We start from the raw sequence: 22,580 nt of genomic DNA on the forward strand, positions 1-22,580 counted from the left end.
CCCGACACAAAGTGCCGGGATTGTTTATTTCCAATAGTTACACTACTACTATACATTACGCCTAGATGTGCAATTCCTGCAGGAATTGGATATAGACTTTTAGCTGGCCATACACGATCTTAGCCTGTTCTATCTTGTCCCAATACAGCGGATTGAGCTTGTTATTTGGGAATGCGTTGATGGCGACAACTCGTCTTTAAACGGCATTCAATAGTTGATTTGCTTGTAATTCAAGCATGATAATTTTGTTTTCTGCTTCAGGAGCAGTAATTTTGCTTCGCATTTGGATAAGGGTTTTGAGATAACAATGAACTAAATGCATAGAGGGGGCTGCTCGAACAGCTTCTCTCACCTACTTCAACTTAACATATAGCTGCTTTTTAGATTGGTAGTCCGGGAAGCAGTCAAAGAATCTACTGAGACCCTGGTTATGCCAGGGTTTTTGTATTTATCAGGCTTTCCATAGCAGGTAAAAGGATACAATGCCAAGCATGATTGATACAAACAGAGCCTATGATGACTCTGAAGTGATAGGCATACAAGGCTTGGGGTTGTAAAAAAGCATACTGTTTTTCATAAAAGATTTACTCGTTTCAGCGTTTGGATTTTTTCTTCTCTTTTTGGTAACATGCTGATAATCTGGCTTATTTGCTTGCGTTTGTCTGCATTTTTTCGTATATTGTAGACTTATTCTTATTTTAAACTACTTAGCCTATGACCGAAAAAGTAATTACCGTCCAGATCAATGAAATTAATTATGGGGACTACCCAGGTCGTATACCCCCAGTGGAACTGATCCCACATCCAGAACTAAATACAGCCCTTAGGGATGGGTATAAAGTTGTAGAGATTGTTGATGCAACTCCTAAAGACATCAATCATTCCATTATAATATTCCATTTAGAAAAGGGCTAAGCAATCATTTGGGAGTTCCAGCTAAAGCCGAATATCTATGCAATGGGACTCCCAATAATATAATTACCTTCCAAATATCCTTCCAGACTATAATCTCGCCTATAGAGCAACTACTTGTCATACTCTTTGTAGTCTAGGATGCCCGATGCATTTTCATGCTCTTAAAGACAGAAGTGGTTTTCGGATCTTTCCCTTTTTTGTGGATTTAGACGTTTTTTTCTCATTAGGTGGGACAACAAACACCCATAAGATCTCAGGCGTTTTGTCCTTTGCCTAGCGCATCTTGGGGCGAGCCACCTAATGCTCTACACCTCTGAGAGCAAGTATCATATCGCTCATTGGGATAGGCTCTGATAGTAGCAGAAATTGCTCTACATACCGACGGATATAATCTGTAGTAAACAGATTCTTGGATGGATTAGAAGAAAATAGCGTTTTGACTGTTTCCTGAATTTGTTCAATTGATATCATAGAAAAAAGTACTAAGTATGAGTTAAATAAATGTCTGTATATCTGTTTGTTGTCGACTAAGTGGTATTATTTTTTATGTCTTGTAGTATTGTACTGTCTGCCTGTCTGCAAAAAATGCTATACTGTAATGCGTCAAAATCTACTAGACATAATTCTATTAAATTCTATCAAATTCATGATTAAGGATCGGGAGATCTACTCTCTCTTTTGTGACTATCTCCGCAAATCGCTTGCTTGCCATAAAATTGCTCAATTACCTATTTCACTTTCACAGATTCGTAAACTGCATAAGGCAAAAGAAGAACTAGAGATAAGCCGTGAGTTGTTAGACGTTACCCTTCAGTTTAATGCTAATCTCAGATCTTACGCTCCTTTTATCATACAGTTGGAAACCCTGCCAGCTAATGAGCTGGAAAGATTACTGGAGATATACGATGACAAGAACACATCTGCTTCTTAATCAATCTGTAGCCTCTTCCGTTGGTATAGTCCCTATAAAGTTCTCTGGTTGGTATTCATTGAGCATTCCATTCTCTTTTGCCCAGTTCTCAAGCCAGTCAATCTGTTGATTACTAAAGAAAGATCCTGGCAAACGAGTCTTTGCAGTTTTATTAAAAAAGGTCTGCTCTGGTATCTTAAAATGATTACAAAAGCCTAATCTCCTATGCTGTTTCTCCCCTACATCGAAATAGGAAAGAATCCTGTTGACTCAGTCACTATTTGGCTTTATGGTGTATTTAAGTTTGTGGTTTATTGATTTTTATTTAGATTTATAAAGCGGAGCTAAACGAAAGTTCGATATGAAGCAAAAGTTTAGTGACTAAAATTTAGGTTTTACTATACTTTCTTCTTTAAGCTCTTGAATTACAGCCGTATAAAAGAACTGGCTCAATCAAAAATATTACTATTTTGACTATCTGTAAGCAAATTGATATGTCGGAACAGGGTTTCTATAGAGCTATAAAGAATGAGTCTTTGAAAGTAAGGACTATAGAAGAAATTGCTAGCGTACTAAATGATTAGTTCAACAATTTTTTTGAGGATTCTGGCAGTCCCAATAATATTCAGAATGCAACTCATACAATTGGAGATGTAAGCAAGAAAATGCATGTAGGAAAGCTTACTAATTTTAGAGATTGTGAAAAGGAGTTAGAAAAAGCACTTCAACGAATTGTAGATCTGGAAGCCAGAATAGCCGATAAGGACGAACTAATTGCTGTTTTAAAGGAAAGATTGATAGAGAGGGCTTAAAGAAGTCTTTTAAACGCCACCACTATACTAGCTCATTCAATTCAGAATTTTTATAACTTCTAATTGAATGGTGAATGAAGGATGAACAGATGGCAGGACAATTGTATGAGCGATTCATTACCTGGGTATATGAAAAGAATAAACATGCAAATCCATATATAGAGGGGCAGGATGTGAAGGCATCAGACATGATAGATCTGCTTAGAGCAGAACATACACATGCAAGCCCAGAACTGATAAATAACCTGAGACAGGTTGTTGCCAATCAAATGCTTTTGGCTCTTTCAATGTTGTATAAAATGAAAGAGTATGAATTAAGAAAGAATTGGATCGCCGACTTAATTGCAAAGACAGTCAATGCAGAGTCCTCGGATAGTCTATTGTATATCATCAATCAAATCGTTGCTGAGATATATTTCGGACAAGCAGAATAATAGCAGGAAGTAGTCACAGTTTACTTAATCAAAAATGAAGGTAAGAAAAAAGCGATTTGAAAGTAGCCCACCCATTTATAACCAGGACGGACAATCCGAATATTCCAAAATTAGAAATATTATTAAAGGTTCTGTAGATAATAAAGGCCGCAAAAAGAAAGACCCTAATGAAGACGAAAGTCTACATACCAGTACCAATTAACCACTTTTTTAGTTACGCATGTCATAAGCCATCAACATTAAGAATCTAAGTAAATTAAATTTTCAAAACGCTGAAACACTAGGTAACATTCAACCGGAGATACGAGAAGAGGTGGAATTGCCTGGAAACAATGTAGAGACAAAAAAAGAACTAAAAATTAACATCAGTATACGGATTGCGAATATTTTATTTTTTAAATTGTTAAGATATACCTGAAAGTAGGTAATTATATAAGTTACCGCCTACCTATTTTTGATGAGAAACCACCTCGAACAAATAAGATGCAAGTCTATTACTTACCATTTTATCATAGTTCAGTATGGATACAGAAGATAGAGAAATGCTTACAAATCTTAGAAGTAGGATGGATGAAATGATGCGATATCCTACAGAGGTGTATACTCATGATGATCTGCACCAATTTATTGAAGTTGCTTTACACGCAATTGATATCTATGAGGATAATGAGAAAGACCTTACCTCGATCAAGTATGTAGCAACAGAGCTGCTGCAAAGATCGAGGCACTTGGTTCACGAAGATGTCAGTACCAGAGGGAAAGGCCAAATGGAAGAAAGTCTGACATCTGCAGAAATGCTTACCTGTATATATGGAGCAATAGACTATTTTCTTGAGAGAACTAAAACCTAATCCTAAGAGATAGCGTAGTGATGACAATTTATTGATTAAAGGAGTAGCCCTTCTTATTTAAGTATAGAGTAAATGAGCACAGAGAAAATAGAAATATTAAAAGAGTTGATAAATAATATTAATTATATAGTCAAGCGTAGAGATGAAGAGTATGCCCATATTGATCTACAAAAACACCTCAAGACTGCTCTGGCTGTAGTTGAGTCTTATGAGAGTAATCTAGCAGGTATAGGTGAGATCAAAAAGAAGACAAGGGAACTGCTCCTTAAATCGGAAGAACTGACTGAAAAGTATTACGATGAAGAAGAAAGAAAAGGAGATAGCTTAATTTTTACAAAGATGACTACGTTAGCTTTCAGTGCAATCGACTATTTTCTTAATGCTACCGAGTCCTGAACAAAAATGCATTGATTGTACACAAAGCTATAGATTTCGCTATTGTGACATTATGGATAAGAACAAATTTAAACCTGACTATGAGGATGTAGAGTTGATGGGAGAAACCCTTACAAGGTTGTTTCAAGGTATCTTGTATTTGCTGACATTCTTCTGTGATGAAAGTACATTATTACAAGCAATGTCTAAATAAATACCCAAGAGCCACCTTTAACTTCTTATGTCAACAATTGAATCTCTACATCAATACAAGTCAGAGCTTTATCACTTATCAAATAGGGTCCAATTGCTAATAAAAAGGAAGGATGATTTTTTTGATTATAGTGTATTGCAAGACATTGTAATGCGTATAGTAGAGATACTTGAAAGTGCCAATCCTGAAAAAGGGACGCTTGTTGCCATTATGAAAGAGAAAGTATACTTCTCATTAGCACAAGTTCTGGAAAGAACAAGTGAAATGGAGCAAGATCAAAATGAAGATATATTGATTCGATTCGACTTGCTGGCAAAAACACAGGCTAGTATTCAGAGCTTGATACAAGTTTTATAGATATGATTTTATTTTATTAAGTACCTCATAGAGAGCAGATACATAGGCATGACCCAAGTTAGTAATAGCCATGATTCGGAAATAAATTTCTTACTAAAGAACGTTGATTTATTAACTGTACGTCAATGTAATTCTGAGTCTTATGATGAGTTACAAGCTATTTTAACCAAGGTAATAGAAATAGTTTCCAATGCGAATGCTGAAGAAGAAATTCTTTTGTCTTTGTCCGCTGTACTACACAGATTGAAAGAGTTGTTGCCAGAACAAGAAAAAGATATGGTAATCTGGCTTGATCTGTTATCAGAAACACATACATCTATTGAGCGCTTTAAACAAAGCTTATAGGCTTCATTCAGTCGATCAAAAAATAAGGTAACTCGAATCTATTTTATTTTTATAAAATTAAAGATTTTGCACATTCAAAAAGTGCAAATAAGGCGAGTGAGCGAGTGCTGTAAACTATCACAGTTTTATCACAAGAGCATCCGATTTTTAAACAACCATGTCAATAGAAAAGGTCTTCTCTGCTTCAGAATGGCCTTTTTTGCCTTGTCAAAACAACGTCTGGTTGTCCTTTTTTATTTTTTTATCAATTTAAAATCACATACCTCAAACAAGTACTAATATTTAGATCAACTGATGAGGGAGACAATCGAAGTAAATTTCTTTTTGAAGAAATAAGAGAATCTAACCAGAATGAAAAAGATAATAGGTTATATTGCTTGAAAAAAAGTAAGAAGTTATAATAAAACCATACTCTATAACCACTATATTTTACTAACCCACTCATTTTATATAATACGTCTTATTTATCTAAAATGATGGATTCATGAACAAGGATGAAGTCTATGCACAATTTTATGAGATAGTTGTTAAATGGGCATTCTCAAATGCTAAAATCATAAATGAAAACAATCAATTAGAAAATATTCCGGTTAGTTCCAATCAGATGCTGGATTTAATATATGCAGAAGATGGAGTGGGTGATGGCGATTTTCATGAACTATTACTGTTAGTGAAGGAGAATATTATTCTGGCAGTGGATCAGTTATGCAAAGATGAGATGTATAGCTGGAGAAAAAGAATAATACGACTCTCACTTATAAAAGCTTATAATGCAACTAGTTCTAAAGACTTGATAGAAGTGCTTAATGAGATATCCTCTCTTGTGTATTCCATGAAGATATCTGACTGAATTACTATAGAGCTAATAGAAGGCTGGATATATTCTGGACCTCCTATCTTGTATGTATTTACAGGATTAAAATATGGTAGGATCCATAATTACTTATTCTGAGAAATAGATTAGGTTGTTTCAGATATACTTTTGAAGAAAGGTATCTCGTAAGTGAAGATATTCCGGATTGTTTTTGGCCTTTGTCCAGTATTCTTTGAATATAGCAGCAGCTTGAGCTTTTTCATTTGTATCAGCATCACTCTGACGAGTGTTAATAGGATTGCCTTTATATTGGCTCTCACTAGAGTAAGGATAAGGAAGGGTTGATGTGTCTTTACCTTTTGTCTGCGAATATTTGCGTCCCCCTTTATAATTAGCATATCTGCGTGCTCTGGTAAAGCCCATCTGAAGAAATTTCCGGGCCATATCAGCTCCTACAAAGTCTTGTTGAACCAGATACTGTTGAAATAATTCAAAAATCTTCTTGGCAGAGATTTCTGCAATTGCTGGCGTTTTAAATCGCCAATGAGGTAATATCTCTGACTTATAAGGTTCTACCAGCAGAACTCCCTGTTCCCCTACCCCTGGGCGGTACAATTCCGGATGTTGCCGAAAATCAGTCTTCTTAAAATCAAGGCTATAATCAAATGCTTGCGTTTTTCTTTTTTCCATTTTAATCATGCTAAGGTTAGATCTGATATCTTACCCAGATAGTATAGAAAAAAATATACCTCTGTCTTTCCGCATGACAGAGGTATATTTTTTAGCCTTAATAGGTAATAAGTAGAGAAGAATACTTAAATAACTTCTTTAATCTGAATAGCTCGGTTTTGAAAGCGAAATTCACTACCAGCTTTTAAGTTAAGAAGCTGGGCTCCAATAGGCGAATTAAGGGAAACGGCAAAATAGTCTATCTTGTTAAGCGTAATCTTGCCAGCACTAATAGAGAGAAAAAAACGGTTTTGATCAGTAATAACCAGACTACCAGCCTGTGCTTTATCATATTGCTTGTCTACATTCAGAGACTCTAACTCCTTTTTAAGTTTAAGAGCCTCTGCCAGTTGAGCTGCATGGCGGTCCCGCTCAATCTGCATCATAGCACGGGTAGTTTCATATTTATCACCTGCGCTACTCTTAGATTCTTCATTGGCAGCGGTCTGGGCTGCTTCCATTGCCTGTTTTGCTGTATCTATACGTTGGGTTACATACTCCAGGCAATGAGCATATAATTGTTTTTTGAGTTCTATGGGATTGTTCAAGGAATGCATATTTAAAACTCTGATGACACATTAACCACTACCATGTATATAAGTGGCGTTTCAGAAAGTAGCAGAAAGTTATTCCTGTTTCTTTGCTTCTTCCCAGAATACATCCATTTCGGCAAGAGTCATATCCTGTAGACTTTTTCCTAGTTTCTTTGCCTCTGCTTCCAGATAGTTGAATCGTTTGATAAACTTCTTGTTAGTGCGTTCCAGTGCAGTTTCAGGATTAATATCTATAAAGCGGGCATAGTTGACAAGTGAAAACAGCAAGTCTCCAAATTCTTTCTCAGCGGCTTCAGACGGAACATCACCACTTTCATTAAAAGCAGTTTTAAATTCCTGCATTTCTTCTTCTACCTTTTCCCAAACCTGATGTTTTTCTTCCCAGTCAAATCCGGCACTTCGTGCTTTTTCCTGAACGCGCATGGCTTTCACCAGAGCTGGTAATGAGCCAGGTACTCCTGCCAGTACAGATTTATTACCTTCTTTTAGCTTCAACTGTTCCCAGTTTTGTTTTACCTGTTCTTCATTGTCTGCTTTTACATCTCCATAAATATGTGGGTGACGTGAAATCAGTTTTTCACAGACAGAGTTGAGTACATCTGCAATGTCGAAAGCCTGGGTTTCAGAGGCAATTTTTGCATAAAAAACAATATGGAGAGCAATATCACCCAACTCTTTCTTTATCTCTGTAAGATCATTCTCGAGTATAGAATCTGACAATTCATACGTTTCTTCGATGGTCAGATGTCTGAGACTTTCCATGGTTTGTTTGCGATCCCAGGGACAACCCTCTCGTAATTCATCCATAATAGTCAGCAAGCGGTCAAAGGCTTGGAGTTGTTCCTGGCGGCGAGGTGAAAGATTTTCAAACATAAGTAGTATAGTAAGGAAATAACATTCTTCAATGAATGATAAAAGTACAGGATTGTACAGCGTGAAAAAAGCCTTTATTCTCCTTTTTAAAAGAAGTGTGTACAATCATTTTTATATGAAAATGTAACAGGAAGAGATTTCTTTTTGTTCAGCCTTTACAACCAGTAAACTATCTTTGTGAAATCTTTTCTTTGTAACTATGTTTTCTTCTTCCAAAATACGACATACCCAATTAATCAAACAAAAGGCCAGTGAACTGGGATTTGCTTTTTGTGGTGTGTCTAAAGCAGATTTTCTGGAAGAAGAGGCTCCCCGTCTCGAACAGTGGCTTAATCAGAACAAACATGGACAGATGGCATATATGGCCAACTACTTTGACAAACGACTAGACCCTCGTTTGCTGGTAGAGGATGCCAGGTCGGTAATCTCTCTTGCCTTTAATTACTTCCCGGAAAAGGAATTGTTTACTGATACCGACGATCTGAAAGTATCTAAGTATGCGTATGGGACAGATTACCATTATGTAGTGAAAGACAAATTGAAAGCGCTTATTCAGTTTATTGAAGAGGAAATTGGTGAAGTAAATGGACGGGCATTTGTGGATTCTGCTCCTGTGTTAGAAAAGGCATGGGCAAAAAAATCAGGGTTGGGATGGGTTGGAAAGCACTCTAACCTGCTCAATCGGCAGATGGGAAGTTTTTTCTTTCTAGGCGAATTAATTCTGGATTTGGAACTGGAAGAAGACGGACCTGTTAAAGATTATTGTGGTACCTGTACCCGATGCATAGATGCTTGCCCTACTGACGCTATTACAGAGCCTTATGTAGTAGATGGCAGTAAATGCATTTCCTATTTCACGATTGAACTAAAAGAACAGATTCCTGCAGATGTAAAAGGCAAATTTGAAAACTGGATATTTGGTTGTGACATTTGTCAGGATGTTTGTCCCTGGAATCGATTTGCAAAACCCAATCAGGAATCACAGTTCCAGCCATCGGAGGCCTTGCAACATATGAAAAGAGCAGATTGGGAGGAGATCACAGAAGAGGTATTTAAAGTATTATTCAAAGACTCACCTGTAAAACGTACTAAGCTGGCTGGTCTTAAGCGGAACATTGATTTTGTAAAAAAATCCTGTTAGCTCAATGCTGGTTTTCTTTGATAAGAGTTAGTTGTAACCTATAGAACTTGAATATAAATGCCATAAAAAAGCCTCTTCTTATTCTTGGAAGAGGCTTTTTTATGGCATTTATATATAAACCAGGGATTAGTTTATTCGTACATTTCCACCAGATGTAGAGATTCTGACAGGGATACCACCACCATTTAACTTACCCTTCACACGGTCATCTTTGATTGTTCCATCAAAGTTTTGCATGGCTACAGATACCCGGTCGCCGGAAAGATCCAGATCCATTCCTTTATCCATTGGCATCTTTACAGTAATATTGCCACCACTGGTTGACAGTGTAAGATATTTTTCCAGACTAGAAATATCGGCTGTTACATTACCACCACTGGTATGTGCATCCAGGCTTCCTGATACCTGTGCAATACGGATGTTACCGCCAGAAGTACCAATTTTCAGAGAGCCTTTTGAATCAGCTACTTTTACATTACCACCACTGGTCTGAGCATCTATTGTGCCATTAAATCTATCTATGTCAATATTGCCACCAGAAGTTTCCGCATCTACTATTCCTTTTATGGTGCTAAGAGAGATATTGCCACCGCTGGTTTTTGCGTCCTGATTACCAGAAAGGTTTGACAAGTGGATGTTTCCGCCACTGGTTCTGAGGTTAGAGGTAATATTGTTGGGAACATAAATCTTAAAGGAGATGCTCAAGCCATCTTTCCATCCCCATTTCCATCCTGATTCAAGAGGTTTGGCAATAGCAGTTAACGTGTTGGCATCTTTGTCGATCTGAATCGTATATTTTTCAAGACGTTCTTTGATTTCGCTATCAGATAGTTTTTGATTCCAGTTGTTGGCACGAATATAGACTTCTATACGGGCATCTCCGGAATTTTGTCCGTATACAGATACGTTGCCACCACTGGTTTCAGTTTTGATGCTAGTTAGTCCGGCAGGAGAAAAGGTTTTGGTCAGATAGGGTTTATCTGTATCGTTTTGTGCCTGAATGGTGGTAAGACTAACGAATGCCATCAAAAAAGCTGTGAGTATTTGTCTCGTTTTCATAGCAAAGAAAAGTATTAGGTTGATATTTTAGAAAAGAAGTTGTGTATAAGATGTAAAATAAACTAGTGAGGTTGCATGAAGCTGAAAGAAATTTTGCAAACAGAGATTCAACTCAACTAATCAGATTATCTCTGTTTGCAACTCTTTTTGATCACTCACTTCGCAGACTTTTGACTGGATTGGCAAAAGCAGCTTTGAGAGACTGAAAACTAATGGTAAGAAGGGTAATGAGTAATGCTCCTAATCCTGTTACCACAAATACCCACCAGGAAATTTCAGTACGGTATTCGTACTTCTGGAGCCATTGATTCATAAAGTACCAGGCTGTAGGAATGGCAAACAGAAAAGAGACAAACACCAGTCGTACAAAATCTTTTGACAGCAGACTCCACAGATTCAGAACGCTGGCTCCGAGAACTTTCCGGATACCGATTTCCTTGGTGCGTTGCTCAGCTACAAATGAAGAGAGTCCGAATATGCCCAAGCAGGAAATCAGGATGGCTAGCCCTGCAAAGACTGCTGCCAGTGTACCGATTCGTTCTTCATCGCCAAATTTCTGAGCATATTCTTCATCTACGAACTTGTATTCAAAAGGCGTTGCCGGACTGTATTTTTTAAATACGGCTTCTACTTTACTCAGTGCGTCTCTGGCACTTAGTTTGGGATTCAGCTTAATAATAACCACACTTTCCTGCTCTTTCGAAATATGGAAGAATGCTGCCCGTATGGGTTGATAAGGTGACTGCACCACCATATTTTTGATAACTCCTACTATCGTGTAGGGCTTGTTATTCCACTTGACAGTCTCCCCTATCGGGTGTTCGAATCCCAGGAATTTTACTGCCGCTTCATTGATCACAAATGCCATCGAATCGGTAGCGTATTCCCGTGAAAAATCTCGTCCTTCTTTAAATTGCCAGCCTACTGTTTTGCCATAATCGTGGGTAACACCATTGTTAGGGAAGTCAACTGCCAGTTCCGGGTCTTTGCCTTTCCAGTCGAAACCTCCATTGGTATTCCATACAGACGTAGTAGGGCTGGTAGATTCTGTCATATCTACAATGGCACCTGAGCTTTTGAGTTCGTTGCGTACTGCCTCCAGGTGGTTGTGAATATCAGGAGTAGTGAGCAGCATACTAATTAGTCCATTGCGGTCATAGCCGATAGGTCTGTCTTTGGCATGTTGTATCTGACGAAACACTACTATGGTCCCGATAATCAGGGTAACGGAAACGGCAAACTGCATCACTACCAGAATACGGCGGGGTAATGCCGCATAACGTCCTACCCTGAAAGTGCCTTTGAGTACTTTGACGGGTTGAAACGAAGACAAATAGAGTGCAGGATAGCTGCCGGCAATGAGACCTGTAACAACAGAGAAAGAAAGTCCCAGCAGCCAGAATACAGGACTTAGATAAGGAACACTCATCTTTTTGTCTGCTACTTCATTAAAGAAAGGCAAACTCAGTTGTACCAAGAAAATGGCTGTCAAAAAGCCAAACATAACTACCAGCAATGACTCACTGAAGAACTGTGCTATCAGCTGACCACGTATAGAGCCTACTGTTTTACGAATGCCTACTTCTTTGGCTCTTTTTTCACTGCGAGCTGTAGCCAGATTCATAAAGTTGATACAGGCCAGCAGCAATACAAATATGCCAATGATACTGAAAAGCCATACATTTTCGATTCGCCCTCCTGCATTTACGCCATCTTTCCAGTCTGAATACAGACGCCATTTGGTCATTGGATGAAGAAATACTTCAGGCTTGTATTTTCTGTCAAAGGAACTTACGCGATTGAATTTTACATTTTTGATCTGGGCAGACACTTTCTCTATATCTGTGTTTGCAGCCATCTGGGCAAACGTTTGGGTAAAGTTGCTATCCCAGGGATCTTCCATTTTCTTGATCCACGGATTCATGATCAGATAAAGTTCCCAAGGTAAGATATAGGTCATTTCGCGGAAGTCAGAATTATACGGCAGATCTTCATATACTCCTGTCACCTTCACATCCGTATTGTTGTCAATCCGCATGATTTTGCCTATTGGGTCTTCATTGCCGAAGTAGATTTGAGCTATAGACTCTGATAAAAGTATGGAATGAGGTTCTTTCAGGCCTGTCCGTGTACCTTTAAGCATATTCAGTGAAAGCATTTCAGTCACTTGAGGCTCAAAATAGTTGCCTGTCTTGGTAGCCTTCTTCTCTCCATAGGTAAGCACATGCCCTGATGTCCAGGATGATTGTAACACATAGGTAAAGCTACTTCCATATTTGCTCCGAATCTCCTCTGCCATTACATAGGGATTGGATGTCTGGGTTTCTCTTTTCCCATTGTACAGGTTATGTTGCATCACCTGTACAATACGTTCATAGTTCTGATGGTAGGTATTATAGGTGATTTCATCCCATATCCAAAGACCTATCAGTATGGCTACTGCCATTCCAACTGCCAGCCCTCCAATATTGATAAAGGAGTATACCTTGTTCTTAAGCAGATTTCGTAGAGCGACTTTTAAATAGTTTCGTAGCATAAGACGACGTGTTAAGTGTCAGGAAAGAATACTTGCGTATATGCCAATATAAAGCCAGAATACTAAAATGTCCTTTTTCAGTGAACAGAGGCAGATTTATCAGCTATAAGAAAATAAAAGTGTCCGTTTATGGACACTCTCTGTTCACTGACGAACAATGTTAATTACAGAATAAGATCTGAGTCTAATTCGTTATAATTTTATATTGAATAGATAGGTTATTAAGTCAGCTTGTTACTTTTGCCTTCCGTTTCATTTTTTATGCTTATATGAGTAACAAGAAAGAAGGCAATCAATATGATAAAATATTCAAAGAAAATCTGGAGTCTGTTACTCTGGCATTAATTGAAAAAGTACTTCAGATTCAGGTCGTTTCTTATGAGAAAATAAAGGACGACTTGCAACGAACCATAGAGCGAAAGCCCGATCAGCTCTTAAAAATCACCGATCAGAGTGGAATTACATTTTTGCTGCATCTGGAATTTCAGCTGATAAACGAACCCCGTATGGTATACCGGATGCTGGAATACAGAGGCATGCTGGAACGTAAATACGAACTGGATGTGCTACAATATGTGATCTTCCTTTCAGATCAGAAACCAGATATGGTTACACATCTTGTCAAGCGGGATTTGTCCTTTAAGTTCAACATTGCACCTTTATCTTCCATTAAGTACGAATTATTTCTCTCTTCAGGTAAAGGAGATGAAATAGTATTCGCTATTTTAGGTGACTTTGGTAATACAAGCCCACAACAGGCTGCCAGACAGATTTATGAACGATTACGAGACACATCCACTAGTCAACTGGAGCTTGACAGGCACTTGCAACAATTACGGGTATTGGCTAACTTGCGTAAACTAACTGACTACATTGAGACGATGATTGACTCTATTTCTAAATACATAAAAGAAGAAGATGACATTCTCTTCAAAAGAGGAGAACGAAAAGGCAAACTGGAAGGTGAGCAGAAAGGTAAAACAGAGGCTATTCTCAAATTCCTTAAAGATGGTATTCTGACTACTCAGCAATTAGCTACCTATTTTGATGTCACTGAGGAGTTTGTTGAAGATCTTCGTAAAAGTTTGAATACATAACTTTTCTGAATCACAGATGTAAAGAGCATGTACCTAGTGCGATCTCTTTATATCTGTGATTCAAGATAATTTAAATGATAGGAAGTAACTCGTTGGGGAATAATACCAGCGATAGAAGTACACATATACTATCAATCTCCACCTCCACAGCCACCACAGCTACTACAGGATCCACCATCTGATCCACAGGAAGATCCTCCTCCGTCTGATGAACTTCCACTTCCATCGGCATGACTTGCGATAGGAGTAAATGTAGTGGTATAAACCGCTGATCCAAGTAAGAAATATTGCCATTCCCAGCCATCAGAAGGCATGTGAACGTGTAACTCCTGCTTGCGATAGAGATCTGGAATGGTGTGCGAAAACAGATAGTTTCTGAGATAGATGAGAAAGAAGATGCTTACTAAAAGCAGTAGTATAAGAAAAGTTCCAATAAGCTCTACCGGTTTGTCGCGTGCTATACCTGTAGCCATGCGGATGGTGCCGAGCAGAAGGAGAAATGAAAGAATGCCAAAGTTTAGGAAGAATAACTTGCCAAATACGTGTGATTTGGCGAAATGCTTCTTAAAAGCCTCCATGCTGGTTTCTATAGTGGTAAATATGGGTTTTGTCTGAAGCTGTTTCAGTAAAGCTGGATAAAAGGCTTTTTCCATACCACTTAAGGTTTCGATGATAGTATATTCTTCTACCGTCTCAGGTTTGGTATGAGTGGCAACCTCTAAAGAATTATCCTCATTAACGATAATCTTATTTTCCTTGACTAACTGATTCATAAAACCATGGATCACCTCTGATACCTTTTGTGTTTTCAGATAGACTAGTTCTATTGGATGGAATCGAAATACAAAGGCAGACTTGTCAAACCCGTTTACCGTTTCCCGTAACTGAGTTCTATTATACCTGGTAAGTGTCAAAAATGTATATACTGTCAGAAGTAGATACCCAAATAAAAAATAAGGATTGTCAATATGGATATAGAGGCCCTCTAAGGCAAAGTAGAAAGGAAAAAGTAATACTATCCATAGACATATACCCACTATAATTCCACTCCAGAGTTCATACTTTCCATGGGATAGTTGCAGAGGTGCATAAATAGTTGACGCATCCCATATCTCTGAAGGTTGTGGTCCAAAAGCTTCTGTATATAACTTTTGCGTCCGTTCCTTCGCCTGTCTGAATTTTGCCTCGTCACTTCTGTTGTGTGTGGACGGAATATGGTGAACATTCTTACCTATTATCTCACAAAAATCAGTATAGGATTGAGTAAAGAGTAAATGCAGGTGCCATACCTCATCTACAATTGGCGAAGGCGAAACCATCATATCAGAGGTGGCCGCCAGATACATAAACTTTTTGTATTCCAGAATAGCGGCTTCTGTAAAATGCCTGGTCCAGTTGTTTTCCTTTGCCAGCCGGGTTGAAAATCCATATTCTGAAACAGGGAGATCAAAATCGAAAGCTAATATTTTTGACCAGAGTTCTTGATTCATGTAGAGTTCTGATTTTTATATCCTTTTCATGTAATTACGTAATAAAGGGAATTTTCTGCAAGTGTTTTTGCAGAGGGATCTTACACATAGAAGTAACACAGAAGATCCCTGAATCCTAAACGATTTGGCTATTTACATCACGAGAGATGGAAGAGAAGTACTTATTTTCGTATCCACTCAATGAATCGGTATATAGCCAGAAAGAGCCATGCCAGGATTAATTTTGCGGCGCATGGTATAAAGATAACCCAGGAGCCTAATGCGTAAGATAACCGATTTTGGGGTGTATCTTCCTCTCCTGTCAGATTATCTGAAAGCTTCATGATATAATAGGCAGGAGCAATGCCTGCCAAATAGATTGCGAGGCTTAAAAGAAATACCATACGGATAGATTTTAGCCTAAGTATACTAGTTAACCAGTTGATTTACAATGGCTATATACTATCTGTAGCAAGATCTGGGTTGGGGTAAACATATGGTAAGATAATTCTCGTATATGACCTCTTAGGGTATTGCTGCTTTTAATCTGGCTAGTAATTCCTGCATGTGTTCTTTCCAGCCTTCGACCTCTCTGTATAGTTCGGCATATTCCCGTATTCCATCTTCATCAGGCTTTTCGTTAAGGATATCTTCCAGAAAACGGATCAGATACAGAATCGCCTCCTGCGTACCTGTAAAGGACGTAATGTTTAGTTTCTCTTCACCAAACTCTAATTCCGGATATTGCTGGTAATCAGTAAAAAGCTCTGCCAGAGCAATGGCCGTTTTGTCATACAGATAGTCTATGTCAGTAGTATCGGCAGGCAGGAATCCTTCGGCTATATAGAAGTCGATGAGTTCTCCTAAGTGTATGTCAGAATGACTCTCGGTATATTCTGTAAAAAAATCCAGAATGTCGAGTCCTTCGTCACTTTCTAATGCTTTGATTCCCCAGCTTCCCATAGTGTGTTATGTATTGGTTTAGTGCAATGAACATAATTATATAAAATCTTTTCGAAAACCAATAAAAGTTAAAAGAGTAAATGGAGTATCAGGCAGTGTGGAAAATATCAGAACTCTGTTCATTTACCTAGTTATGACATATAGGTAACGATTGCTGGTCATTTTTGTTTTTGACCAGAATACCGATCATTTCTCTCTTTGACCTGAGTTCCGTTCATTTTGAAAAATTATTCGAATAATGGTCAATTTTAGGTTTGACCTAAACTCTGTTCATTTTTGAGTTTGACCGGAGTTTAGGTCAATGGGAAGAAATATCGGAATTCCGATACTATTCCAGTGTTATCAGAATTCTGATTTTGTATTGTCATCATCAGATTTCTGATAAGATAAGAAGATTGACAGAATTTTCCTGCCCTCTCTTTGTCCTCCTTCCTTTTTACCTTCGTAGAAGCCCCTCCTCTCGCTGTCCTCCTGAAAGGAACTTCCCGCCCTTGTCGGGACAGGCGTGACAAATAGAGTGATCTGTGTTTTGTGAGAGAAAAAATAAACTCCAGTCGGAAAAGCCGCCGGTTTTGTCACGAGTTCCTTTCAGGAGGACATGAGGGGGTGTTTTTCCAGAAGAACAAAAATAGATGAGTGTCCCTTTCACTAGGACAGAGAAGAATAACCCTTTCAGGAGGAGTGTACGCTTTTCAAGAAGGAATCATGCAAAGGGAGAACAGGGAGGAAATGATTCTTTATCTACAGACATCCTTCCCTGAAAATATATGGGACAGGATAATAGCATTATCCCGAAAGTAAAAAACAGAGGAGGTCTTTCTATCCAGGATAATCCTACGGATAATTAGGATAATGGCCTCAGACGTTGACAGAGGGATTTTTTGTGCTACTGGTTTTGTTGGTACTGTTTACTGGCTAAAAAACAAAGAGTGACCATATGCAGTCACCCTCTGTTTACAATCGAACAATCTTACGGTTACTCTGTACGTAAGGACTTAATGGGATTGACACGGGCAGCGCTGATAGCCTGTATACTGATGGTACAGACTGCCAGGACAATGGCACCTATACCTGCCAGCGCAAATACTATCCATGAAATCTCAATACGGTAGGCAAACTCCTGCAGCCATTGATTGGTGACATACCAGGCTATCGGAGTGGCAAGAATAATGGCGAAAACAACCAGACGGATAAAGTCCTGGCATAGCAGTAACACAATGCTGGATACCGAAGCTCCCAATACTTTCCGGATGCCTATTTCTTTGGTACGCATTTCGGCCACGAAGGCGATCAGTCCAAACAGCCCCAGACAGGCTATAAAGATGGCTACTCCCGTAAATGCTTTCATCATAGCTGCCAGACGATGTTCGGATTTATACATCTTGTCAAAAGCGTCGTCCAGAAACTGATACTCAAAAGGCTTTTTGGTCTGATATGTAGTATACAGATGCTCTATCTGTGCCAGAGTTTTGGGGAGGTTGGCTTTAGGATCTACGCGTACAAACAGATGGCCTCCCTGGCTGGCAAGGATTTGTGAGGTGTCTTTTACTACCTTTAGTGCCAGGTCATTTATTTCATATTTAAGTGAACTAAAGTTAAAGTTTTTGACCACGCCGGCTATTTCCTTGGCCCCATCCCATTCGAGTTGCTTCCCAATTGGGTTGCCTTTCAGGTTTAGTTTGGCAATAGCCTTTTGGTTGATAATGATTTTATCATTGAGGCTAATCTGACTTTCGATAGCTGGAGGAATAGCCCATTCGATTTCCAGTGTTTTCAGAAATTCCTCGTCGACAATCATGTAATTTATTGAAATATCCTGCTGACCATCTGGCGTTTTTGTGAAGATCACATTCCATCCACCTGAGAAGAGCGGAGAGCCGGCAGCGGCCACAGAACGTACGCCTGTCTGCTGACGGATATCGTTTCGAAAACGGATATAGTTGTTTTTGAATTCTTTGTCCAGCGGTATCATCAGCACCTGCTCTTTGTTCATGCCTATTTTCTGATTGCGGATAAAGGCGATTTGTTGCTGAATAAAGATGCTGCCTGCTATAAGAACCATAGACACGGCAAACTGAAACACGATAAATCCTTTGCGAACGGCGGTACCTGTCATGCTTACTTTGCCTTTGAGAGCCTGAATAGGGCTAAAGCCAGACAGAACCAGTGACGGATAACTTCCTGCAATAAGAATGGTTACGATGAGCAGACCTGTAAGGACCATAACAAATAACGGACTAAACAGGAAGTCGGTGTCTATCTTGAGCTGTAGGGTGTTAAGAAAAACAGGCTTCAGGAATTGCAGCAAAACCAGTCCCAGCACAAATGAGACAAGGCTGATCAGCATAGATTCCATATAAAACTGTCCGGCTATACGCTTACGGTCAGCTCCCATTACCTTGCGTACACCTACTTCTTTGGCACGTTTGGTGGCACGGGCTGTAGACAGACTCATGTAGTTAAACAGTGCCAGGAACAGGATCAGCACAGCCACTCCCATAAATATCCAGACATACTGGAGGTTTGAAGAGTCGCCAAAGTTGTTTCCAAAGTGAATATTCAGCAGAGGGTCCAGCACATACTGGAACTGTAACACTGAACCTTCTTCTTTGGTTACTACTGACGGAATAGCTTTCTGTACCAGAGGCAGATCAGATCCGTCTTTCAGTAAAAAGTACGTTTCATAGGCTCCCGGGCCGATTTTAGCATTCTGAGAGGCATAATAGTCGGGTCCTTCCTGCTTTTGAATAGCGTCATAGCTGGGCAGAGAGGCAATAAAGTCGTAGGTGAGTGTAGAGTTGGAGGGGGCATCTTTGACAACACCTGTGATCTCAAAAAGGTGTTTTTCGTCGTAAGTCAGTGTTTGTCCGACCGGATCTTTGTCTCCGAAATATTTGTGTGCAATCTGTTCACTTATCACGACCGAAAACGGCTTTTTGAGCACATGTTGGACATTGCCTTTTAGAAGAGGGAATGAAAAAACGGTAAATACGGAAGGATCTGCGAAAAGGAATTTTTCTTCATAAAACTTCTGATCGTCGTCTGTCTTTATAACAACCCGGTTAGATGTCCGCATGCGCACGAAGTCTTCTACATGGGCACTGTTTTGTTTGACAGCTGGCCCAAAGGGCATTGAGAATAGATTCATTTGTATGAAATTCTCTCCCATTTTGGCTCTATAGATAGTGCGTACGATCTTCCCGGAATGAGTATGAAAGTGATCATAGCTATACTCATGTACTACATAGAGCATGATCAGCATACTGACTGCCAGGCCAAGTGCTAATCCTCCTATATTAATGGCCGAGTAGAGCTTATTACGCCATAGGTTGCGAATGGCAATAAGAAGATAGTTTTTAAGCATAAAATTGGAAATAGTAGTTTGATGGCTAAAAACAAAAAATCACATAGAGGCTTCTTAGTTTTCTGGATAAAGAAACGTTCAATTATAAAGCCAAAATCGTAAAGAGGCATTTTTTCGCTGATAAATGAAGATTTATTGGAATAAAGAGCCACCGACTGTCCGAAAATGAACACACCTTGTTCAGCGACGAACAGGGTGTAGAAAAGCAGAGTAGATTAGTTTATGCTATAAATAATAACGCAGGGCCAGTCTTTGGGACTTATCATGTCCCAAAGCTTTTTCATTTTTGAATGTTTTAGAGAAAGTTCTCTTTTTCTGCCCTCTCACTCCCTTTCCTGTCCTCCTGAAAGGAACTCGTGGCAAGACCGGCGGTCTTTGGTTTCTGAGAATATTTTTTTCTCTCCAAAACCAAACGCGGCTCTATTTGTCACAAGATTCTTTCAGAAGGACACCGAAGAGAGGTCCTTTCGGGAGGACAGGTATAGTGTTATTTTCTTTATTTCCAGACCTCTTTTCCAGAAAGGTCTGGGACACGATAATCCCTTTGGGATTATATCATTGATGGTTTTCAGTAGAGGGCAAAAACATTTCTTTGTTTTTAAGAAACATCGCGATCCAGATCAGCACCAGAAACATAAGAGAGGCGGGTGGTGCACCTGCAGATATTTCCAGGGATAAGGCTCCGCTTAAATAACAGCTTGTTAGCAGAAATCCTATCTTGTTGGTTTTAGGATACAGCAAAAGGCCTGCTATACCTAATTCTGTAATTCCAAGAACCGGCATAAGGTGTCCGAATCCGGCGTGAGTCAGAAACTGTACCACCGATTCGGGTTCGGCTCCGAGCAGTTTCAGCACTCCACCCACTATAAGCATCAGGGCAGTAAGGGCCACCAGTACAATGGCCGTAATACGTTTGGTTTTAGATAACATAGGCTTTTTAATTATGAATCAAAAGTATGTAACTTTGGTAGCCAGTTGTGGCTACTAACCTGGTGGTTAGCGCTAACCGCCAGGTTAGTGAAACGAAGACTTAACCCTACAAAACGCCAAAAGAGATGCTAACACAGGATGGTGGATGCCCCAAGAGTATACTGGCTATCAAGGATGCCATAGAAACAATGGATGGAAGATGGAAGCTTCCGATTCTAATCTCTCTATCGGCAGGTACTAAGCGATTTAAGGAGATTGCGAAAGATGTAAGCGGCATCTCTGACAAGATGCTGTCAAAAGAGCTAAAAGAACTGGAGCTAAATAAGTTGATTACAAGAGAGGTTTCCGAGCTGTCGGTAGTGGAATATTCGATCACCGAACATGGCAAGTCTCTTGAAAAAGTGATGAAGGAGCTCTATGATTGGGGATTGGAACACAGAAGGCAGATTATAGGAAAATAAGCTCTCTGCATCTGCCTCATTATAATGACCTGCTATCCTATCATACGCTTTACATCTTCCTGTCTGTACCAGCAGATGGCACATATGACTACAATTAAAAGCAGATGATTGATCGTGGATACATTGCAGTCTCCAGTATAGATTGAACCTGAATAAGCATGCCAGTGCCAGGGAAAGATTTTAGGGAAAACAGGTAAGTTCAATCCTACTTGTTTATTCATAATGGCAGGTGATAAATCTGCTATATCAGGAAATATACAGCCTAAAAAAGATGCCCCGACGATTATCCGGTATCGTTTATGTGTCAGCCAGGTAACCACTAAGATCATAACCAGGCCAATGGCAACATCGATTTTGGAATTAATAGGATAACAGTGTGGAATATAATCCAGTGCACCATGTGAAATCGCTCCTACTGTAAATGCCACTATTCCTGTTGTTATTCGATTTGTAAGAGAATTTGCCTTTTCAAGTTGATTTGTGTTTGTTAATAAAACGGCTACACCAATGGCAGTTGTTGTATGAAAAAGTACATTCATAGCTTTCGTTTCTTCTAGCTAGTCTGTATAAGTAAACGTTGAAGGTGGTACTTAGTTACCGTTTTTTTGGCATGTAATTAAAAAGAACGGGAAGTTCTCGCTTACTTCTGTGATTTCGACTAAGCCAGCCTGGCCAAACTCTGCCTGGATGGATTCTCTGTCATAAAAGAACATGTTGACTCCGTCGAATATTTCGTACCGATCCTTGCTGATAAACTTGCCTTTGCCATAGGTATGAGCCTCTTTTGTGATAGCTGTAAACACCATATAACCATTCTCTGTCAGCTGGTTATAGCAGTCCAGGATGAGTTTTTCTCTCTCGCTGCTGTCTAATAAATGAATTAATGCATAGCAGAATATGCCATCATAGTGGTTGTTGTCAAAGGGCATATCTGTTACAGAACCATGGTAGATAGTCATGTCTGTGCCATAATGCTTTCTTGCCATCTCGATAGCCGTTTTTGAGATCTCGATCCCTGTTACGGTTATTCCGTTGTCTCTGAAAACCTGTGCATTTCGTCCGTAGCCAATGCCAGGAATAAGGATGTTTTTTACAGATTTTTCGACAAAAAAATCTTTTGTTATTAAGGCAGACTTTGATGGCTCAAAGCCCCACATTTCTTTCTTTTCGATAAAGTTCTTTTCCCAGAATTCGGGTTTGTCTGTTTGGTCTGGCATGTTCTCCTGTAAGGCTATGATTCCGTAATGTAATTGGCTGGAACAGTCTGGTATGAGTAGAGGAACACGATTTTAGTAGTTCTGGTTCTTTGGAGTTTGCTTTGTGGCGTTATTTAGAAATTCGATGTTTGAACTACCAGAAAATATGCATCTGCTTGTG

Annotated in this window: 28 protein-coding genes; 14 read left to right on the forward strand and 14 right to left on the reverse strand. The window is 39.2% G+C overall.

The window, feature by feature from the left end:
* The first annotated feature begins 714 nt into the window (after positions 1-714).
* Positions 715-915, forward strand: a complete 201-nt coding sequence (locus QNI22_RS18815; RefSeq protein WP_314513008.1) for a hypothetical protein — start codon at positions 715-717, stop codon at positions 913-915.
* A gap of 297 nt (positions 916-1,212) precedes the next feature.
* Here QNI22_RS18815 and QNI22_RS18820 read toward each other — a convergent pair whose 3' ends face one another.
* Entirely contained in the window at positions 1,213-1,386 is a 174-nt protein-coding gene (locus QNI22_RS18820) for a hypothetical protein (RefSeq protein WP_314513010.1), read from the reverse strand.
* 175 nt (positions 1,387-1,561) lie between these two features.
* Between QNI22_RS18820 and QNI22_RS18825 the strand changes: the two genes are divergently transcribed.
* Entirely contained in the window at positions 1,562-1,846 is a 285-nt protein-coding gene (locus QNI22_RS18825) for a hypothetical protein (protein ID WP_314513012.1), read from the forward strand.
* On the opposite strand, the gene QNI22_RS18830 is transcribed toward QNI22_RS18825, so the two are convergent.
* Positions 1,847-1,978, reverse strand: coding sequence for a hypothetical protein (locus tag QNI22_RS18830; RefSeq protein WP_314513013.1), 132 nt, complete (start codon positions 1,976-1,978; stop codon positions 1,847-1,849).
* Positions 1,979-2,490: 512 nt separating this feature from the next.
* Between QNI22_RS18830 and QNI22_RS18835 the strand changes: the two genes are divergently transcribed.
* From QNI22_RS18835 to QNI22_RS18875, 9 genes are all read left to right on the forward strand, one after another.
* Positions 2,491-2,637 carry a hypothetical protein gene (locus QNI22_RS18835; RefSeq protein WP_314513015.1) on the forward strand — a complete coding sequence of 49 codons (147 nt, stop codon included), beginning with the start codon at positions 2,491-2,493 and terminating at the stop codon, positions 2,635-2,637.
* Positions 2,638-2,711: 74 nt separating this feature from the next.
* Positions 2,712-3,071: a hypothetical protein gene (locus QNI22_RS18840; protein ID WP_314513017.1), complete on the forward strand. Its 360-nt coding sequence runs from the start codon at positions 2,712-2,714 to the stop codon at positions 3,069-3,071.
* 34 nt (positions 3,072-3,105) lie between these two features.
* Positions 3,106-3,273 carry a hypothetical protein gene (locus QNI22_RS18845; protein ID WP_314513019.1) on the forward strand — a complete coding sequence of 56 codons (168 nt, stop codon included), beginning with the start codon at positions 3,106-3,108 and terminating at the stop codon, positions 3,271-3,273.
* 319 nt (positions 3,274-3,592) lie between these two features.
* Positions 3,593-3,922 (forward strand): hypothetical protein, encoded by a 330-nt coding sequence (locus tag QNI22_RS18850; RefSeq protein WP_314513021.1) that lies wholly within the window; start codon positions 3,593-3,595, stop codon positions 3,920-3,922.
* 72 nt (positions 3,923-3,994) lie between these two features.
* Positions 3,995-4,318 (forward strand): hypothetical protein, encoded by a 324-nt coding sequence (locus tag QNI22_RS18855; protein ID WP_314513023.1) that lies wholly within the window; start codon positions 3,995-3,997, stop codon positions 4,316-4,318.
* Positions 4,319-4,370: 52 nt separating this feature from the next.
* Entirely contained in the window at positions 4,371-4,511 is a 141-nt protein-coding gene (locus QNI22_RS18860) for a hypothetical protein (RefSeq protein ID WP_314513025.1), read from the forward strand.
* A gap of 27 nt (positions 4,512-4,538) precedes the next feature.
* A complete protein-coding gene (locus QNI22_RS18865; RefSeq protein WP_314513026.1) occupies positions 4,539-4,868 on the forward strand; it encodes a hypothetical protein in 330 nt (109 codons plus the stop codon).
* 48 nt (positions 4,869-4,916) lie between these two features.
* Positions 4,917-5,213, forward strand: a complete 297-nt coding sequence (locus QNI22_RS18870) for a hypothetical protein (protein WP_314513028.1) — start codon at positions 4,917-4,919, stop codon at positions 5,211-5,213.
* Between the two features lie 484 nt (positions 5,214-5,697).
* The gene (locus tag QNI22_RS18875) at positions 5,698-6,063 is read left to right on the forward strand and encodes a hypothetical protein (protein WP_314513029.1); all 366 of its coding nucleotides are present in this window, start codon (positions 5,698-5,700) and stop codon (positions 6,061-6,063) included.
* A 120-nt stretch (positions 6,064-6,183) separates the two neighbouring features.
* Here QNI22_RS18875 and QNI22_RS18880 read toward each other — a convergent pair whose 3' ends face one another.
* The 3 genes from QNI22_RS18880 to mazG form a co-directional block, all read right to left on the reverse strand.
* Positions 6,184-6,717: a DUF4385 domain-containing protein gene (locus QNI22_RS18880; protein ID WP_314513031.1), complete on the reverse strand. Its 534-nt coding sequence runs from the start codon at positions 6,715-6,717 to the stop codon at positions 6,184-6,186.
* Positions 6,718-6,842: 125 nt separating this feature from the next.
* Entirely contained in the window at positions 6,843-7,313 is a 471-nt protein-coding gene (locus tag QNI22_RS18885) for a 3-oxoacyl-ACP synthase (protein ID WP_314513033.1), read from the reverse strand.
* A 69-nt stretch (positions 7,314-7,382) separates the two neighbouring features.
* On the reverse strand, positions 7,383-8,183 hold the full coding sequence (gene mazG / locus QNI22_RS18890) for a nucleoside triphosphate pyrophosphohydrolase (RefSeq protein WP_314513034.1): 801 nt from the start codon (positions 8,181-8,183) through the stop codon (positions 7,383-7,385).
* Between the two features lie 199 nt (positions 8,184-8,382).
* Here mazG and queG point away from each other — a divergent pair, with 199 nt between their 5' ends.
* Entirely contained in the window at positions 8,383-9,324 is a 942-nt protein-coding gene (gene queG, locus QNI22_RS18895) for a tRNA epoxyqueuosine(34) reductase QueG (RefSeq protein ID WP_314513036.1), read from the forward strand.
* A 126-nt stretch (positions 9,325-9,450) separates the two neighbouring features.
* On the opposite strand, the gene QNI22_RS18900 is transcribed toward queG, so the two are convergent.
* On the reverse strand, positions 9,451-10,383 hold the full coding sequence (locus tag QNI22_RS18900) for a DUF4097 family beta strand repeat-containing protein (protein WP_313981209.1): 933 nt from the start codon (positions 10,381-10,383) through the stop codon (positions 9,451-9,453).
* A 151-nt stretch (positions 10,384-10,534) separates the two neighbouring features.
* The gene (locus QNI22_RS18905) at positions 10,535-12,919 is read right to left on the reverse strand and encodes an ABC transporter permease (protein ID WP_314513039.1); all 2,385 of its coding nucleotides are present in this window, start codon (positions 12,917-12,919) and stop codon (positions 10,535-10,537) included.
* A gap of 269 nt (positions 12,920-13,188) precedes the next feature.
* On the opposite strand from QNI22_RS18905, the gene QNI22_RS18910 reads away from it, so the two are divergent.
* Positions 13,189-14,016, forward strand: a complete 828-nt coding sequence (locus QNI22_RS18910; RefSeq protein WP_314513041.1) for an RpnC/YadD family protein — start codon at positions 13,189-13,191, stop codon at positions 14,014-14,016.
* Between the two features lie 131 nt (positions 14,017-14,147).
* On the opposite strand, the gene QNI22_RS18915 is transcribed toward QNI22_RS18910, so the two are convergent.
* From QNI22_RS18915 to QNI22_RS18935, 5 genes are all read right to left on the reverse strand, one after another.
* The gene (locus QNI22_RS18915) at positions 14,148-15,506 is read right to left on the reverse strand and encodes a glycine-rich domain-containing protein (RefSeq protein ID WP_314513043.1); all 1,359 of its coding nucleotides are present in this window, start codon (positions 15,504-15,506) and stop codon (positions 14,148-14,150) included.
* A 161-nt stretch (positions 15,507-15,667) separates the two neighbouring features.
* On the reverse strand, positions 15,668-15,889 hold the full coding sequence (locus QNI22_RS18920) for a hypothetical protein (protein WP_313981201.1): 222 nt from the start codon (positions 15,887-15,889) through the stop codon (positions 15,668-15,670).
* 121 nt (positions 15,890-16,010) lie between these two features.
* Entirely contained in the window at positions 16,011-16,448 is a 438-nt protein-coding gene (locus QNI22_RS18925; protein WP_313991977.1) for a DUF4259 domain-containing protein, read from the reverse strand.
* Between the two features lie 976 nt (positions 16,449-17,424).
* Entirely contained in the window at positions 17,425-19,812 is a 2,388-nt protein-coding gene (locus tag QNI22_RS18930; RefSeq protein ID WP_314513045.1) for an ABC transporter permease, read from the reverse strand.
* 555 nt (positions 19,813-20,367) lie between these two features.
* Complete coding sequence (locus QNI22_RS18935) at positions 20,368-20,742, reverse strand: DoxX family protein (RefSeq protein ID WP_314513047.1); 375 nt, start codon at positions 20,740-20,742, stop codon at positions 20,368-20,370.
* Between the two features lie 125 nt (positions 20,743-20,867).
* Between QNI22_RS18935 and QNI22_RS18940 the strand changes: the two genes are divergently transcribed.
* Positions 20,868-21,203 carry a winged helix-turn-helix transcriptional regulator gene (locus tag QNI22_RS18940; protein ID WP_313981188.1) on the forward strand — a complete coding sequence of 112 codons (336 nt, stop codon included), beginning with the start codon at positions 20,868-20,870 and terminating at the stop codon, positions 21,201-21,203.
* Positions 21,204-21,235: 32 nt separating this feature from the next.
* Here QNI22_RS18940 and QNI22_RS18945 read toward each other — a convergent pair whose 3' ends face one another.
* Positions 21,236-21,742, reverse strand: a complete 507-nt coding sequence (locus QNI22_RS18945) for a hypothetical protein (RefSeq protein ID WP_314513048.1) — start codon at positions 21,740-21,742, stop codon at positions 21,236-21,238.
* 51 nt (positions 21,743-21,793) lie between these two features.
* A complete protein-coding gene (locus QNI22_RS18950; protein ID WP_314513051.1) occupies positions 21,794-22,420 on the reverse strand; it encodes a class I SAM-dependent methyltransferase in 627 nt (208 codons plus the stop codon).
* Between the last annotated feature and the right edge of the window lie 160 nt (positions 22,421-22,580).

Origin of the sequence: Xanthocytophaga agilis (assembly GCF_030068605.1) — a bacterium.
Classification (GTDB): Bacteria; Bacteroidota; Bacteroidia; order Cytophagales; family 172606-1; genus Xanthocytophaga; species Xanthocytophaga agilis.

Excerpts from the sequence above, each read along its gene's own strand:
- QNI22_RS18815 (WP_314513008.1), top strand. The coding sequence starts at position 715 with ATGACCGAAAAAGTAATTACCGTCCAGATCAATGAAATTAATTATGGG.
- QNI22_RS18820 (WP_314513010.1), bottom strand. The coding sequence starts at position 1,386 with ATGATATCAATTGAACAAATTCAGGAAACAGTCAAAACGCTATTTTCT.
- QNI22_RS18825 (WP_314513012.1), top strand. The coding sequence starts at position 1,562 with ATGATTAAGGATCGGGAGATCTACTCTCTCTTTTGTGACTATCTCCGC.
- QNI22_RS18835 (WP_314513015.1), top strand. The coding sequence starts at position 2,491 with ATGCATGTAGGAAAGCTTACTAATTTTAGAGATTGTGAAAAGGAGTTA.
- QNI22_RS18840 (WP_314513017.1), top strand. The coding sequence starts at position 2,712 with ATGAAGGATGAACAGATGGCAGGACAATTGTATGAGCGATTCATTACC.
- QNI22_RS18845 (WP_314513019.1), top strand. The coding sequence starts at position 3,106 with ATGAAGGTAAGAAAAAAGCGATTTGAAAGTAGCCCACCCATTTATAAC.
- QNI22_RS18850 (WP_314513021.1), top strand. The coding sequence starts at position 3,593 with ATGGATACAGAAGATAGAGAAATGCTTACAAATCTTAGAAGTAGGATG.
- QNI22_RS18855 (WP_314513023.1), top strand. The coding sequence starts at position 3,995 with ATGAGCACAGAGAAAATAGAAATATTAAAAGAGTTGATAAATAATATT.
- QNI22_RS18860 (WP_314513025.1), top strand. The coding sequence starts at position 4,371 with ATGGATAAGAACAAATTTAAACCTGACTATGAGGATGTAGAGTTGATG.
- QNI22_RS18865 (WP_314513026.1), top strand. The coding sequence starts at position 4,539 with ATGTCAACAATTGAATCTCTACATCAATACAAGTCAGAGCTTTATCAC.
- QNI22_RS18870 (WP_314513028.1), top strand. The coding sequence starts at position 4,917 with ATGACCCAAGTTAGTAATAGCCATGATTCGGAAATAAATTTCTTACTA.
- QNI22_RS18875 (WP_314513029.1), top strand. The coding sequence starts at position 5,698 with ATGAACAAGGATGAAGTCTATGCACAATTTTATGAGATAGTTGTTAAA.
- QNI22_RS18880 (WP_314513031.1), bottom strand. The coding sequence starts at position 6,717 with ATGGAAAAAAGAAAAACGCAAGCATTTGATTATAGCCTTGATTTTAAG.
- QNI22_RS18885 (WP_314513033.1), bottom strand. The coding sequence starts at position 7,313 with ATGCATTCCTTGAACAATCCCATAGAACTCAAAAAACAATTATATGCT.
- mazG (WP_314513034.1), bottom strand. The coding sequence starts at position 8,183 with ATGTTTGAAAATCTTTCACCTCGCCGCCAGGAACAACTCCAAGCCTTT.
- queG (WP_314513036.1), top strand. The coding sequence starts at position 8,383 with ATGTTTTCTTCTTCCAAAATACGACATACCCAATTAATCAAACAAAAG.
- QNI22_RS18900 (WP_313981209.1), bottom strand. The coding sequence starts at position 10,383 with ATGAAAACGAGACAAATACTCACAGCTTTTTTGATGGCATTCGTTAGT.
- QNI22_RS18905 (WP_314513039.1), bottom strand. The coding sequence starts at position 12,919 with ATGCTACGAAACTATTTAAAAGTCGCTCTACGAAATCTGCTTAAGAAC.
- QNI22_RS18910 (WP_314513041.1), top strand. The coding sequence starts at position 13,189 with ATGAGTAACAAGAAAGAAGGCAATCAATATGATAAAATATTCAAAGAA.
- QNI22_RS18915 (WP_314513043.1), bottom strand. The coding sequence starts at position 15,506 with ATGAATCAAGAACTCTGGTCAAAAATATTAGCTTTCGATTTTGATCTC.
- QNI22_RS18920 (WP_313981201.1), bottom strand. The coding sequence starts at position 15,889 with ATGGTATTTCTTTTAAGCCTCGCAATCTATTTGGCAGGCATTGCTCCT.
- QNI22_RS18925 (WP_313991977.1), bottom strand. The coding sequence starts at position 16,448 with ATGGGAAGCTGGGGAATCAAAGCATTAGAAAGTGACGAAGGACTCGAC.
- QNI22_RS18930 (WP_314513045.1), bottom strand. The coding sequence starts at position 19,812 with ATGCTTAAAAACTATCTTCTTATTGCCATTCGCAACCTATGGCGTAAT.
- QNI22_RS18935 (WP_314513047.1), bottom strand. The coding sequence starts at position 20,742 with ATGTTATCTAAAACCAAACGTATTACGGCCATTGTACTGGTGGCCCTT.
- QNI22_RS18940 (WP_313981188.1), top strand. The coding sequence starts at position 20,868 with ATGCTAACACAGGATGGTGGATGCCCCAAGAGTATACTGGCTATCAAG.
- QNI22_RS18945 (WP_314513048.1), bottom strand. The coding sequence starts at position 21,742 with ATGAATGTACTTTTTCATACAACAACTGCCATTGGTGTAGCCGTTTTA.
- QNI22_RS18950 (WP_314513051.1), bottom strand. The coding sequence starts at position 22,420 with ATGCCAGACCAAACAGACAAACCCGAATTCTGGGAAAAGAACTTTATC.